Below are 15,533 nucleotides of genomic sequence, written 5' to 3' on the forward strand. Positions count from 1 at the left end.
TTTGGTCACGAGCGTAGGGCAGTGGAGCTAGACAATGCCCGAAGGTGCAAAAACTTTCATATCTTTAAATAAAAACCGTCGTCAATGAACTGACGGCGGTTTCTCTATGAAACTATTTACCTGCTAATTGTGCTTTCTTAAGATCTTGTTTTTCAAGGTCAAAGCGGTCAGCATTCATTACTTTCACCCAAGCCGCTACAAAATCCCGTACGAACTTTTCTTTATTATCGTCTTGAGCATATACTTCTGCAAGGGCACGGAGTACGGAGTTGGATCCAAAGACGAGGTCCACTCTCGTTGCTGTACGTACTACTTCACCGGTATTACGGTCACGACCTACGTATTCATTTGCTCCCACCGGCTTCCACTCAATACCCATATCAAGCAAGTTAACAAAGAAGTCGTTTGTGAGTGCGCCTACACGATCTGTGAATACACCATGCTGTGTTCCGCTGTGGTTTGTACCAAGTACGCGCATACCACCGATAAGTGCCGTCATTTCCGGAGCTGTTAGACCAAGTAGTTGTGCTTTATCAATGAGAAGCTCTTCCGGACTTACGCTGTACTGTTTCTTTTGATAGTTACGGAATCCATCAGCAATTGGCTCTAGCACATCAAAGCCATCAGCGTCAGTTTGCTCTTCTGTTGCATCTCCACGACCAGGAGCGAAAGGAACCGTTATATCAAATCCTGCATCTTTTGCAGCTTTTTCTATTGCTGCACTACCAGCAAGTACAATTACATCTGCGAGGCTTACTTCCTTTTCGAAGTCATTTTGAATACCTTCAAATATATTTAGGACTTTTGCAAGTTGTTCAGGCTGATTTACTTCCCAGTCTTTTTGTGGAGTTAGACGGATTCGTGCTCCGTTTGCACCACCACGATGATCGGATCCGCGATAAGTACTAGCGGAAGCCCATGCAGTTGTTACGAGCTCGCTTACTGTTAATCCTGAATCTAGAATTTTTCCTTTAAGAGCTGCCACATCCGCATCAGTTAAATCATAATTACCAGCCGGTACAGGATCTTGCCAGATGAAGTCTTCTTCTGGTACTTCTGGGCCTAGATATCTAGCTTTTGGACCCATGTCACGGTGTAGTAGTTTAAACCAAGCGCGGCCGAATGCATCTGCAAACTCCTCTGGGTTCTGATGGAAACGGCGGGCAATTTTTTCATATTCTGGATCATGACGTAATGCCATATCTGCAGTTGTCATCATTGTATTAACTTTAACAGACGGGTCTTCTGCATCTGGTGCTAAGTGCTCTTCTGCAGGATCAACAATTTGCCATTGCCATGCACCTGCTGGGCTCTTCGTAAGCCACCATTCATATCCAAACAATAAATCAAAGTACCCATTATCCCACTGTGTTGGATTAGCCGTCCAAGCTCCTTCAATACCACTCGTAATGGTGTCACGCCCTTTTCCGCTACCGTAAGAGCTATGCCAACCTAAGCCTTGCGCTTCAATTCCAGCAGCCTCTGGCTCTGGTCCAACATGAGCAGCATCTCCAGCACCATGTGCTTTACCAAACGTATGTCCACCAGCGATAAGTGCTACTGTTTCTTCATCGTTCATTCCCATACGGGCAAAAGTTTCACGGATGTCACGGCCGCTTGCAACAGGATCTGGTTTGCCATTCGGTCCTTCTGGGTTTACGTAAATAAGTCCCATCTGAACAGCTGCAAGTGGATTTTCAAGGTCACGATCTCCCGAATAACGGTTATCACCTAGCCATTCCGTTTCTTTTCCCCAATATACGTCTTCTTCAGGATGCCAAACATCGGCGCGTCCTGCACCAAAGCCGATAATTGGTCCTCCCATATCTTCAATGGCAACGTTCCCTGCCATAACAAGTAAGTCTGCCCAAGAGATTTTGTTACCATATTTTTGCTTAATCGGCCAGAGGAGTCGACGTGCTTTATCCAGACTAGCATTGTCAGGCCAGCTGTTGAGTGGAGCGAAACGCTGATTACCTGTTCCACCACCTCCACGACCATCACCAGTACGATATGTACCTGCGGCGTGCCAAGACATACGGATAAAGAATGGTCCATAATGACCGTAGTCAGCAGGCCACCAATCCTGGCTGTCTGTCATTAGGTTACGAAGGTCTTCTTTTAGCGAAGCATAGTCCAGCTTTTTGAATTCTTCTGTGTATTCAAAGTCTTCATCCATCGGGTTTGTTTTACGATCATGCTGATGTAAAATATTCAGGTTTAATGCGTTTGGCCACCAGTCTCGGTTTGAAGTACCACTAGAACTGTGACTAGTAGCGCCGCCATGAAATGGGCAGCCGGCTACGTTATCATTAGTTTTGTTGTCCATTGTCATTCTCCCTTTCTTTGAAAAAGATATTAAATAATTATGAATCTAGTTGTAAGAATCTTACAAACTAGAAAATAATAAATAATTATTATTATGTAATCATTATAATAAACAGTTATTCAAATTGAAAGTAATATAGACTCTTAGACTTAATTTATTTTAGCAAGAGGTCCACTATGCTTGAAACATAGTTTTATATTACCAAAAAAGAGTAACAATAATAGGGCAAAATTAGTAAAGTGTCATAGAATGTTCAATTTTTTAATGCGATTGTATACATAAGAAAGGGGAATGATAGTAGCTATTTTTTTATCGTAAATTGTCGAAATCATTCTCAAGAACATGTGGATAAATGATAATTGTAGAAGTGATTTATCTTTCATTGTTTCTTGCCGTTTTCCTCGAGTCTCGGATTCAATTCAATTCCAAGTAATTTTTACTATAGTAACCTTAGATAATCGCCGAACACATTCAATAATGGAAAGTAATTGCGAAAAAACGCATGACATGACTGTATAAAAACATCGCTCAAACTTGTATATACAAAAAATAAAATAGTTCTTGATTTATTCTCGTGGGCTATGCTACTATTAGAACAGTTAGAAGCTTGTATATACAAGTTAAGTCTACAAGGAGTCTAAACACTCTAAAAAGGATAACTCCACATTTTTTGTGACATAAATGAAAGGGTTTTCTTTTTATGGAGAGGGAAAAGCAAATCTATTATTAGGGGGTAACAAGATGAAAGCAGTAAAACGATTATTAAAAGGAATTGCCTTGTGCTCAATTGTTTTTGCAGTAAGTGCGTGTGGAAGTGAAGAATCACAAAATGGATCAGATGACAGTTCAGACTCTGCCGATAAAATTACTATTTTCCAAGACAAGGTGGAAATATCCGAACAATTTGAAAAATTAGCAGCAGAGTATACAGCAGAGACAGGTGTCGAAGTGGAGGTTTGGGGAACAACGGGATCCGATTATTTTCAGCAACTTCAGGTTCGCCTGAACAGTAATCAAGGGCCAACTATTTTTAGTATTCAGCAATTTACGGAATTGGAAAGAATTCATAGTTATGTATACGATATGAGTAATGAATCCTATATTCAGCATATTGCAGATGGGATGGCACTGGAATATGAAGGTAATGTTTACGGGGTGCCATACGGACTTGAAGGATTTGGTCTCGTTTACAATAAAGATTTGGTTAGTCCAGAGGACATGACAGACTTAGATTCCTTTGTTGCTACACTAGAAAGATTAGATCAAGAAGGTGTTAATCCGATTAGTTTAGCGAGCAATTCATTCTTTATCATCGGACACTTAAGTAACTATCCGTTTTCCCTTCAAGAAAATAATTATGAGTTTGTTCAGCAGTTAAATAATGGTGAAGTGAGCATGGCTGAAACAGAAGAATTCTTGGAGTTTGGTAGGTTTATGGAAGCGATAAGAGAGTTTGCACCAAACCCATTAGAAGTATCTTATGATCAGCAAATTGGTGACTTTGCTACTGGTAGCACAGCAATTATTCATCAGGGAAATTGGGCAGCTCCAATGTTTGATGACTATGACGTAGATTTTGAGATTGGTATGATGCCATTTCCAATCATGAGTAATGATAGTCTTGCTGTTGGTGTAGCCAGCAGTTGGGCAATTAATAATGATAAAGATGATGCGGAAATTCAAGCGGCAAATGACTTTTTAGAATGGATGTTTACGAGTGAAACAGGTCACCGTTATATCGTGGAAGAGTTCGAGTTTATTCCTGCCTTAACTAATATAGAAGCAAATGATTTAGATCCATTGTCACAGGCTGTTCTTGATGCTTCAAACAACGGTAAAGTTATTCCTTGGTCGCACATCTATTATCCCGCTGATTCAGTACGAGGTGTCCTGTTACCTCCAACGGAAGAATTCTTTATGGATGATGATATTACAGGGGATCAATTGATTGAAAAGTTAGATGCAGCATGGCAGTCAAGATAAGTAGGACAACATTTATAGAAAGATCTTAATGGAATCACCTTAATCTCTTTCTCTTTCATGGGGGTTAAGGTGGTTCTTGTAAATTAGGTGAAATAAAGAGAGAGGTGAGTGCAGTGAAAAAGAAGAATAGGGTTGTCTACTCCATCTTCACTGGCCCGCTGGTTACCATATTTAGCATTGTCGTTCTTATTCCCTTTATTGTAGGTATTTACTACTCCTTCTTTGAGTGGGATGGGATTCGAACGAATCCAATGACATTTGTAGGACTGGATAACTATCTAAGATTAATCAGTGATCAACAATTTATCAATTCTGCAATCCTTACAATTAAGTTTACATTTATTGCCGTTATATCTGTAAATTTATTAGGTTTAGGTTTTGCCTTGCTGGTGACATCTAAGTTAAAAATGGTAAATCCCGCACGGACCATGTTTTTTATGCCAAACCTGATTGGCGGATTAATTTTGGGTTATATATGGCAATTTATTTTTTCGGATGCCTTTAGGTTAATAGGCGAAAATACAGGCTTTCAAGCTATCTTTCGTAACTGGCTTCTTGATTCTAGTCTTGCCTTATATGCAATGGTTATTGTTTTTTCCTGGCAAATGGCAGGTTATATGATGGTTATTTATATTGCTGGTATTCAAGGAATACCAGGAGAAACGTTAGAGGCTGCAAAAATCGATGGAGCAAGTGCATGGCAACGTTTGAAAAACATCACTCTACCACTCCTTATGCCATCGTTTACAATCTGTCTCTTTCTAACTCTTTCTTTCGGATTTAAAATTTATGATGTGAACTTGGCGTTGACAGAAGGTGGGCCTGCAGGCTCCACAGAATTGTTTGCACTTCATATTTATAATGAAATATTTGGAAGGTACAACTATGGCTATGGACAGGCGAAAGCGGTTGTCTTCTTCTTAATGGTAGCAGCTGTAACACTTACACAAGTATATATCACTAAGAAGAGGGAGGTAGAAATGTAATGAAAAAAGCAAATAAGCTTTTAAAAGAAATAGTAGTTCTCATATTTGCTCTCTTATTTTTATCTCCTATTTATATCGTATTTGCAAACTCCTTTAAGGACCGTGGTGAATTGTATGAGAGTGTTCTAGCACTTCCAAGCAGTTATAGTTTCCAATATTACCTTCAAGCAATGGAACGTATGAACTTTATTAGTGCATTTGGAAATTCTCTGGTTGTAACAGCGGTATCCATATTTTTCCTTGTTATTCTTTCTTCCATGACGGCGTGGATGTTAGCAAGAACCAATAATAAGCTGAGTAAAATCATTTTTATGAGTTTTATAGCAACAATGCTTATTCCTTTCCAGACAATAATGATGCCACTCATTCAATTTATGGATCAAATTATGCGTTTAACCAATATTCCTATGTTAAACACACATGGTGGTTTAATCTTCATGCATATTGGCTTTAACTCTGCCCTTTCTATTTTTCTATATCATGGATTTATTACAACGATTCCTAAATCATTAGAAGAAGCGGCGACGATTGACGGGTGTTCGAAGTTTATGCTTTTCTGGAAAATCGTATTGCCAATGTTAAAGCCAATTACCGTTACCGTAATTATATTGAACGTCATCCAGATCTGGAATGACTTTCTCTTGCCTTCCTTAGTACTTACAAGCCCGGGATTAAGGACTATCCCGTTGACTACATTTTACTTTTTTGGTCAATTTACCATTCAATGGAATCTTGCTATGGCTGGCTTAACATTAACATTAATTCCTATTGTTATTTTTTATCTTTTTGCCCAAAAGCATATCATAAAAGGGATTGGAGAAGGGGCGATTAAATAGAATGGAAATTAGCTGAAAGTTGGAGAGAATACAAATCCGGCCTTCACAATTCTAATGAAAGGGGGATGTCCATGCATTACTCAGGATTTGTAGGTTTATTTTACACAGGAGCAGAGTGGATCATGCGTTTTGCCATAATGAACCTCTTGTGGGTATTTATTAACAGTCCGCTCATTTTACTTGCATTATTCATTGTATTGGCGCCGGAAGGAAAAACAATGATTGCTTATGCGATCCCCCTATTCATTCTTTCTCCATTTTTGTTATTTCCAAGCACGTCAGCGCTGTTTGCGACTGTCCGAGACTGGATCACCCAAGATTATATAGGCTATCTGGGGAAAGAATATTTCAAGTATTTTAGAACTAACTATAAAAAGAGCGTGATGGCAGGCTTTATATTAGCATTTATTTGGTTTGTCTGGGTATTTGACCTATTTTTTCTCCAAGCCGTCCATGTCTTTCTCGGAGTGTTATTATTATTTTTCGGTACCCTTTTATATGCTTTTACCATCGTCTATTTTTGTCTGAACGCCCACTATCATTTGAATATAAAAAGTACATTGAGAAATGCGTTCCTACTGACACTTGGAAAACCATTCATGCTGTTTTTAATATTGATAATCCATATTAGTATCTATTACATCAGTTTTCGATTTCTATTTGTCTTTTTTCTTTTTTCTTTTTCCATTTCATCTTATTTATCGTTTTATGTGTTCTACCGATTTATCTTAAAAGTAGAAAGTAACATTACAAGGTAAGTAGTAATATATTCCAATCTTTTCCTTCTGAAATTAGTACTTTCACTAGTTTTCTAATAAGCTCGTTTTGTCCACCAGTTTTCCTAAATCGAATCGCTTTGGAAAACTGGATAGTGAAAACCAGTTCTTTTGACTTGGCATAAGCCAAGTTTTTCTAATAAAAAAGGGGGGTTCCACTTGAATAATAAATTCATGACCTTTATTAGTGAAATACAAGTAATTGAAAAGAATTTACTGGAAATGGGAGAATTAGTGCAACAAGAATGGTTGATAGCGGCTACATCTGTTTTTTCTAAAACCGGAAAATTCGTGAATGACATTTATCAATTGGACCAAAAGGTCGATAAAATGGACTCAAATACAGAGCATTCTGTCCTGCAGTTAATCATGATGCAACCACCACTTCCCAACGAACTGGAAGCATTGACCGCTATGCTTAGAATGTCTAGAGAACTGGAAAGGGTAGGGGATTATGCCGTGAATATTTTGGAGCTAGGAGATGGGATAAGTAACAGAGGTTCATTTCAGAAAGAAATGACAGAAATGAGTGACTTTGTCGGTAGAATGATCTGTGATTGTATGGAAGCTTTAGAGAATAAAAATTTAGAGAGTGCCTCAAGGATAGAAAGACTTGATGACACGGTAGATCATTTCTATGAACAACTCCAAAGAAAGATTATTAGGGAAATGCAAAGGAATTCGATAAGTGTAGCCGAATTGGCTAATCTGTATCTTATCAACAGATATATGGAAAGAAGTGCGGATCATGTGGTTAATTTCAGCAGATTAGTGAAGAAAATGATTTATTAAAGGAGTTACCTACATGAATATATTCTTGCACACTGCAATGGGGATGTTAGGTGGTTTGGGGATTTTTCTTTATGGGATGTATATAGCCAGTGAGGGATTAAAAAAGTCCTCATCAAAACATTTAAAAGAGTTCTTAAAAAAAGTAACAACAAATCAATTGTTTGGTGCATTTGCAGGAGTTGTACTTGCTGCAGTCATGCAATCCTCCAGTGCTGCAACGGTTATGGTTGTCGGGTTTGTCAATGCAGGACTTATGACATTGAGGCAGGCAATGGGCGTAATGCTTGGTACCGCAATTGGAACGACTATTACGGTTCAGTTAATTGCATTTAAAATGACGGATTATTCCCTCCTCTTTATTGCCATCGGTTCCTTCCTTTTTATTATCGGAAGTAGTACAAAAGTGAAGTCAATAGCCAGTATATTCTTAGGGTTTGGGTTTGTATTCTTTGGAATGGGGATCATTACGGATGCAATGGCTCCCCTTCAGACGAATCCAGAATTTATGAATGCCTTTGTTTATTTATCCGATCATCTCATTCTGATGGTGCTAGCTTCTTTATTGTTTACAGCAATTATTCAAAATAGTGCTGCAACCATTGCTCTTGCAATGTCTTTGGGGGCGAGTGGAACACTGCAGCTTGAAACAGCCATTGCTATTGTCTATGGAGCAAATGCGGGGACAGTAGTAACAGCATTGATCTCTAGTATAAATACCACAAAGGATGCAAAGAGAACGGCTGTTGCTCATGCTTTTTTTAAGCTAATTGGTGTGCTGATATTCCTTCCACTCACAGAATATTTTGCCGTTTTTATGGAGTCTATCGGAAGTGATATTGAGAGACAGATTGCCAATGCCCATTCCATCTTCAATATTGTCAATCTTCTAATTCTACTACCGTTCTGTAATAAATTTGCTGACTGGATGCTCAAGCTTATTCCCGAAAAAAAGGAAACAATTAAGGAAGTTAAGTATATTGATCCGGAAAGTCTTGAAGTACCTACAGTAGCTTTAATGAAGACTAAAAAAGAGCTGGAGAGAATGGCAAAGATCATAGATGACAATATGTTTATAGGAATAGATCGTTTGCTTAGAAACAAGGATTCAAGCAAGCACGATACAATCATTAAAAACGAAAGTAAAATTGATGTTTTATATAAAAGCATTTATCATTATCTGCAAAAAATTACAAAAAAGGATATCTCTGATGATGAGTCTGTGGAAAGTTTAAAATATCTTTATATAAATAGTGATTTAGAAGAAATAGCAGACTCGTTGCAGCAGATTACGTACACGCTAATGAAGTTAGATGAAAGAAATATTAAACTCAATGATAAGGAATTATCGGGAATAACCAATTTTTACAAGGAGGTTCGAATCAACTATATCGAGGCAATCAAAGGTTTTGAAGGAGAAGATAAGGAGATGGCTATCAAGATGATCCAACAAAGCCCAGGCGTGCTTAGAATTGAAAAAAAACTAAGGTACGAGCATTTTCATAACAGTGACAGTGAAAGCAGCAGATTAAGCTCCACTTATATCAGAATAATCAATGAATTACTAAAAATCAATCAGCGAACCGTCAGTATTTCCCACACCACAATTGGATTGATTTAAAAATTATTATGTGGGTTTGAATGAGGAAATGAGTGATACTTCATGTTAATTACTGGGGTCATTTTATCCTTATTCCCTATATCTGATAAACCCCACCTACTATTGACAAATTTGTATATACAGATTATATTAAAAACACCAAAGTAACTTGTATATACAAATTTATATAATAAAATAGATGGATTAACTTCGCCCTGGTTAGTTACAACAAAGGGTAGTATACATTTACCCTAGAATAAATGTTCGGAGTTGAATTGGAATGAAAAAAGAAGAATGGTGGAGAAAGGCTGTGGTCTACCAAATATATCCCAAGAGTTTTAATGATACAACAGGTACTGGTTCAGGTGACCTTCAGGGGATTATTAATAGGCTTGATTACTTAAAAACACTAGGTATTGATGTGATTTGGTTAACACCAATATATTCCTCGCCGCAAAGGGATAATGGGTATGATATAAGAGATTACTATTCTGTTCATGAAGAATATGGAACAATGGAGGATTTTGACAGACTTCTAGAGGAGTCCCACAAACGTGATATTAAAGTTATCATGGATATTGTAGTAAACCATACTTCCACAGAACATCCGTGGTTCCAAGAGGCCTCAAAGTCTAAGGATAACCCGTATCGTGACTTCTATATTTGGAAGGATCCTGTAGATGGGGAAGAGCCTACAAACTGGATTTCAAAGTTTGGAGGTTCTGCTTGGGAGTTTGATGATAAAACTGGTCAATACTATCTTCATTTATTTGATGTTACGCAAGCAGATTTGAATTGGGAAAAGGAAGAGGTTCGTGAGCGGGTTTATGAAATGATGGAATTTTGGTTTGATAAGGGGGTGGATGGTTTCCGGTTAGATGTCATTAACCTCATATCCAAAGACCAAAACTTTCCTAATGATGATGGAAGGGTTCCTCCTGGAGATGGTCGTAAATTTTATACCGATGGACCAAGAATACATGAATACATGCAGGAGATGAACGAAAAAATTTTTTCCAAATATCATGCCGTGACCGTGGGTGAGATGTCGTCAACAACCATTGATCATTGTATAAAATACACTAATCCTGACCGGAATGAGTTGAGTATGATCTTCACATTTCATCACCTGAAAGTGGATTATCCAAATGGAGAAAAGTGGGCCATAGGGGCGGTTGACTTCCAAGCCTTGAAAGATATCCTTTCTAAATGGCAAGTGGAGATGTATAAAGGTGGCGGATGGAATGCATTATTCTGGTGTAATCATGATCAACCACGTGTTGTTACCCGATACGGAAATGATGGAAAGTATCACCAAGAATCTGCAAAGATGCTAGCAACTCTCATTCATATGATGCAAGGAACTCCTTATATTTATCAAGGAGAAGAATTTGGAATGACGGACCCCAAGTTTGATTCTATTTCCCAGTATCGAGATGTAGAAACCTTTAATTACTATGAGATCATGAAAAAGCAAGGGGTTTCAGAAAAAGATATTATGGATATTATTAAACGAAAGTCCCGTGATAACTCACGAACGCCAGTGCAGTGGGATGATACAATAAACGCAGGGTTCACGACAGGAACACCGTGGATTGATATTTCAGATAACTATCCCACGATCAATGCCAAGTCGGCTTTAAACGATAAAAATTCTGTTTTTTATCATTACCAAAAATTAATAAAGCTTCGTAAAAAATACGATATAATTACTTATGGAGATTTCGAGCTGATTTATTATAATCATAAACAGCTATTTACTTATATTAGAAGGTATAATAATGAAGTTCTACTTGTTGTCAATAATTTTTATGCCGATGAAGTTAGTTTTGAAATTCCAAAAGCGTTTATTAATAAGGAAAGGGAAGTTTTACTTTCTAATTATGATAATCCAAATACTTCAACAACGTCCTTCTTGTTAAGACCATATGAATCGGTTGTCTATTACTTTGTGGAAAGGTAGGTGGGCTTGATGACTAGTAAGTATGAAAAGATATACAATGAAATAGTTCTCCTAATTCAAAATGGAACACTCAGAGCAAATGCGAAATTACCTTCTGAAAACGATCTATCAGAGCAATATCAAGTCACGAGAGAAACGATCCGGAAGGCATTAAAACTCCTGTCGGAACATGGATATATACAAAAGATACAAGGAAAGGGCTCAATCGTTCTTGATGTCAATAAATATGAATTCCCCATTTCAGGGTTAGTTAGCTTTAAAGAATTAGCGGCAAAAATGGGGCAGCGGACAAGGACCGAATTAGTGAAGTTGGGCCTTCAGGTCCCTTCTGATTTCATTAAAAAGCAATTAAAACTTGAACAGTCTGAAAAAGTCTGGGAAGTTATCCGTGTCAGGAAAATAGATGATGAAAAAGTGATTCTAGATAAAGATTACCTAAATGAGAACTTAATTCCAGGTGTAACAGTAAAAGTAGCGCAGAATTCAATTTATGAATTTATTGAATTAGAACTTGGGCTTGTAATTAGTTTTGCTAAAAAGGAAATTACTGTGGAAGAAGCAACAATGGAGGATAGGAATCTCTTGGATTTAGAAGGTTATTCCAGTATTGTTGTGGTCAAAAGTCATGTTTATTTAGAAGATACAAGCTTATTTCAGTATACAGAATCCCGACATCGGCCAGATAAGTTTCGTTTTGTAGATTTTGCTAGAAGACATTGATTGTTCTAGATCATAAGGTTTCAATAGGAGAATCTCTGAATCTCTACACCTTATACTAAAAATAGTGTTGAAGTCCGCTGAACAATAAAGCTTTCGTTTGATTGTATACTATACGACAGGAGAATCTACATTTATCCATGTAGATTCTCCTGGTTCTTTACTGACGGAATTATCTATATTATTATGTTATCTTAGTTTCATTGATTAAATAATTTTATCACATAATCGGATACTCTCTAAATCACATCTCTTTGCCTAAAAATAGATTTTGTACGATAAAATATTTTTTGAGCAATGACCTTTAGGGAGGAAGAATCTTGGAACGCAAAAGTAAATAATTTTTTCGTCTCTACAAAACGTTCATCCGTTGTGGGGCTACCCATAACGACAGATATGAACCTCTTTCCATCTTTCTCTGCGGTACCGGCAAAACAGTAATTTGCTTCATTTGTAAAACCTGTTTTCAGACCGTCCAATCCTTCCACATGAAAGAAGGGGTATGCAGGAGAAAGCATTAAATTGGTGGTATGTACTGGAATGTCATTAAAATCTAACTGTTCAAAAGATGTGCTGCTGAATTCCAGAATTTCAGGGTAATCGTTTACGAGCTGACTTGCCAGCCTTGCAGCATCCATTGGGGACATGGAATTATAACTACCGTTAAATTCCTCTGTTAGGCCGGTTGCATTTACGAATAACGAATAGTCTGATAATCCCATTTGTTTCCCTTTCTTGTTCATAAGCTTCACAAACTCTACTTCACTCCCAGAAAGGTGCTCCGCCAGTGAAACTGTGGCGTTATTCGCGGAGGAAACAGCCATTGCCATAAATAAATCTCGTAGACTTAGTTGGTCGCCACTTTCAATGGGAATCGATACGCCCCCGGTTTGTGCGGCCGTTTTACTAATAGTTACTTTATCCTCCCATGAAAGTCTCCCATAATGTATTTCTTCTAATATAATATACTCCGTCATCATTTTAGACATGCTGGCCACAGGGTATGGGATGTCCTTATTTTTTTCAAATAGGACTTCACCAGTTTCAACATCCATGAGGACAGCTGCGGTCGCCTCTATGTTTGGTTTATTGGAATGGGAAGTCCAACCTAAGAAGACGAAGATAATAGTGATAAATGTGAAAACTAGGAGTAATGTCTTTTTAATCATTTTTTGCATCAGTTCTTTTCTCCAATCCATTTTGTAGTAGTATCATTGTAAACAAATGGATTAAAGACTTTATAAATGTAATCTTAAGAAACATAGTAGAATTTCTTAAGATTCCATAAAATGATAGGAAGAGAAAAAACATACAAACAACATAATTATAGTAAATAAATATTTTAATCTATTAAATATTCTGATAAACTATAAGTTAGTTAATTATTGAGCAAATCAGTCTAGTGTGGCTTCGGATAAACTTTAACTATAGTAAACACTGAAACACTTAATAAAATATCGGGTTGTGAGGATGGTAAAAATGACCAGCAACGAAACGAAAACAGATGTTATCTTAATTGGTGCAGGAATTATGAGTGCAACTTTAGGTACACTTTTGAAGGAGTTAGTACCTGACTGGGAAATATCGGTATTTGAAAAACTCGGGAAACCTGGGGAAGAAAGTTCTAATGAATGGAATAATGCGGGAACAGGTCATGCAGCATTATGTGAATTAAATTACACAAACGAAAAACCGGATGGATCTATCGATATTAGTAAAGCGATAACAATAAATGAGCAATTTCAAATTTCCATGCAGTTTTGGTCTTATTTAGTTAACCACAAGCGGTTGCATCATCCTCAGGAATTTATCAGACAACTGCCCCATATGAGTTTTGTTCAGGGAGATCAAAATGTCTTATTTTTAAAGAAACGGTTTGAAGCGCTATCAAATAATCCCCTATTTCAAGGAATGGAGTTTTCTGATGATCCGAATCGTATAAAGGAATGGATTCCATTAATCATGGAAGGCCGTACATCAAAGGACCCCATAGCTGCAACGAAAATTGACACAGGTACGGATGTGAACTTTGGTGCTTTAACGCGTAGGATGTTTGATTATCTAACCGATACTGGTGTTCATGTTCATTACAATCAAAGTGTTAAAGATATGAAACGTACAAGTGATGGATTGTGGGAAGTGAAAGTGAAGAATCTGGAAAGTGGTGCTATTGAAAGCCATACTGCGAAATTCGTCTTTATCGGTGGTGGAGGAGGCAGCCTACATTTATTGCAAAAAACAGGTATACCTGAATCCAAACATATTGGGGGATTCCCGGTAAGTGGATTATTTATGGTATGTAATAATCCATTTGTTGTGGAGCAGCATCACGCCAAAGTGTATGGAAAAGCAAAGGTGGGTGCTCCGCCAATGTCTGTTCCACATCTTGACACTAGATATATTGATAACAAAAAGTCTCTGTTATTTGGACCGTTCGCCGGATTTACACCTAAGTTTTTAAAAACAGGTTCCATGTTCGATTTAGTGACTTCCATCAAACCGAATAATGTCTTAACCATGTTAGCTGCAGGGGCGAAAGAGATGGCTTTAACCAAATATTTGATTCAGCAAGTGATGTTAAATAAAGATCAGCGGATGGAAGAGTTGCGGGAGTTTATTCCAAAAGCCAAAAGTGAAGATTGGGACTTAGTTGTAGCGGGTCAGCGTGTTCAGGTGATTAAAGATACGGTGGAAGGGGGCAAAGGGACCCTTCAATTTGGTACAGAAGTAATCACGGCTGAAGATGGATCAATAGCAGCATTGCTAGGTGCATCCCCTGGAGCATCCACTGCCGTTCAAGTGATGCTTGAGGTGATTGAAAAATGCTTTCCGCAATATAGAAAAGAGTGGGAATCGAAAATTAAAGAAATGGTCCCATCTCATGGTTCATCCTTAATGCAAAACCGTGAGCTATTGCGTTTTATACACCATACTACTGCGAAGACATTAGGTTTTGAAGATGAAGGACAAGAAAATAAGAAGAGCAAGGATCCTATATTACAAGAGGTATAATTGCCATTCTGGCAATATACTTCCTCTATGTATAAGAAATAACAAAAGAATTATGAAAAGGCTGCCCCCCTTTGGGATCAGCCTTTTCATAAACTTTCTTTTATGCTCGTCCCCCCATTTGCTGTTCTGCCATTTGCACGAGGCGTTTTGTAATTTCTCCTCCAACAGAACCATTTGCACGTGACGTCGTATCAGGACCTAAAGTTACTCCGAATTCTTGAGCGATCTCCTGTTTCATTTGTTGTACTGCCTGTTCAAATCCAGATACTAATAATTGGTTAGAATTGTTTGATCGTGCCATTACAAAAAACTCCTTTCAATTTTGGTATTTAATGTAACTTTGTAACTATAGTTTCTAAAGAAATATCAAAATTATGATAGGGAAATAAATCCAATTTAAAAGTTCACAAATTTTTCACGTCATATCTGTTGCTATTTTAATAAAACAATTTTATAATAAACTTCGAAAGCGGTTTCCGAAAGCGGTACCGGAACAACTTGCTAGAAAATAACAGGAGAGATATCTTTATTCCTCTGTATAT

The 15,533-nt window shown here is 37.6% G+C and carries 12 protein-coding genes; 9 read left to right on the plus strand and 3 right to left on the minus strand.

Annotated elements, in window-relative coordinates; all coding sequences use genetic code 11:
* Positions 1 to 112: 112 nt before the first annotated feature.
* On the minus strand, positions 113 to 2,329 hold the full coding sequence (katG, locus tag KS419_RS14160) for a catalase/peroxidase HPI (RefSeq protein ID WP_217067046.1): 2,217 nt from the start codon (positions 2,327 to 2,329) through the stop codon (positions 113 to 115).
* A 741-nt stretch (positions 2,330 to 3,070) separates the two neighbouring features.
* Here katG and KS419_RS14165 point away from each other — a divergent pair.
* From KS419_RS14165 to treR, 8 genes are all read left to right on the plus strand, one after another.
* Complete coding sequence (locus tag KS419_RS14165; RefSeq protein WP_217067047.1) at positions 3,071 to 4,312, plus strand: sugar ABC transporter substrate-binding protein; 1,242 nt, start codon at positions 3,071 to 3,073, stop codon at positions 4,310 to 4,312.
* A 113-nt stretch (positions 4,313 to 4,425) separates the two neighbouring features.
* A complete protein-coding gene (locus tag KS419_RS14170) occupies positions 4,426 to 5,298 on the plus strand; it encodes a carbohydrate ABC transporter permease (RefSeq protein WP_217067048.1) in 873 nt (290 codons plus the stop codon).
* Complete coding sequence (locus tag KS419_RS14175; RefSeq protein WP_217067049.1) at positions 5,298 to 6,134, plus strand: carbohydrate ABC transporter permease; 837 nt, start codon at positions 5,298 to 5,300, stop codon at positions 6,132 to 6,134. Before KS419_RS14170 ends, KS419_RS14175 begins: the two co-directional genes overlap by 1 nt.
* A gap of 71 nt (positions 6,135 to 6,205) precedes the next feature.
* A complete protein-coding gene (locus KS419_RS14180; RefSeq protein ID WP_217067050.1) occupies positions 6,206 to 6,892 on the plus strand; it encodes a YesL family protein in 687 nt (228 codons plus the stop codon).
* Between the two features lie 177 nt (positions 6,893 to 7,069).
* A complete protein-coding gene (locus KS419_RS14185) occupies positions 7,070 to 7,702 on the plus strand; it encodes a phosphate signaling complex PhoU family protein (protein WP_217067051.1) in 633 nt (210 codons plus the stop codon).
* Positions 7,703 to 7,715: 13 nt separating this feature from the next.
* Positions 7,716 to 9,320: a Na/Pi cotransporter family protein gene (locus KS419_RS14190; protein WP_217067052.1), complete on the plus strand. Its 1,605-nt coding sequence runs from the start codon at positions 7,716 to 7,718 to the stop codon at positions 9,318 to 9,320.
* 259 nt (positions 9,321 to 9,579) lie between these two features.
* Positions 9,580 to 11,262 carry an alpha,alpha-phosphotrehalase gene (gene treC / locus KS419_RS14195; RefSeq protein WP_217067053.1) on the plus strand — a complete coding sequence of 561 codons (1,683 nt, stop codon included), beginning with the start codon at positions 9,580 to 9,582 and terminating at the stop codon, positions 11,260 to 11,262.
* 9 nt (positions 11,263 to 11,271) lie between these two features.
* A complete protein-coding gene (treR, locus tag KS419_RS14200; protein WP_217067054.1) occupies positions 11,272 to 11,982 on the plus strand; it encodes a trehalose operon repressor in 711 nt (236 codons plus the stop codon).
* A 236-nt stretch (positions 11,983 to 12,218) separates the two neighbouring features.
* Here treR and KS419_RS14205 read toward each other — a convergent pair whose 3' ends face one another.
* A complete protein-coding gene (locus KS419_RS14205) occupies positions 12,219 to 13,157 on the minus strand; it encodes a D-alanyl-D-alanine carboxypeptidase family protein (RefSeq protein ID WP_217067055.1) in 939 nt (312 codons plus the stop codon).
* 292 nt (positions 13,158 to 13,449) lie between these two features.
* Here KS419_RS14205 and KS419_RS14210 point away from each other — a divergent pair, with 292 nt between their 5' ends.
* A complete protein-coding gene (locus KS419_RS14210; RefSeq protein ID WP_281419811.1) occupies positions 13,450 to 14,991 on the plus strand; it encodes a malate:quinone oxidoreductase in 1,542 nt (513 codons plus the stop codon).
* A 100-nt stretch (positions 14,992 to 15,091) separates the two neighbouring features.
* Here KS419_RS14210 and KS419_RS14215 read toward each other — a convergent pair whose 3' ends face one another.
* Positions 15,092 to 15,292 carry an alpha/beta-type small acid-soluble spore protein gene (locus KS419_RS14215; protein WP_217067057.1) on the minus strand — a complete coding sequence of 67 codons (201 nt, stop codon included), beginning with the start codon at positions 15,290 to 15,292 and terminating at the stop codon, positions 15,092 to 15,094.
* Positions 15,293 to 15,533 lie beyond the last annotated feature (241 nt).

Source organism: Evansella tamaricis (assembly GCF_019042215.1).
Taxonomy (GTDB): domain Bacteria; phylum Bacillota; class Bacilli; order Bacillales; family Salisediminibacteriaceae; genus Evansella; species Evansella tamaricis.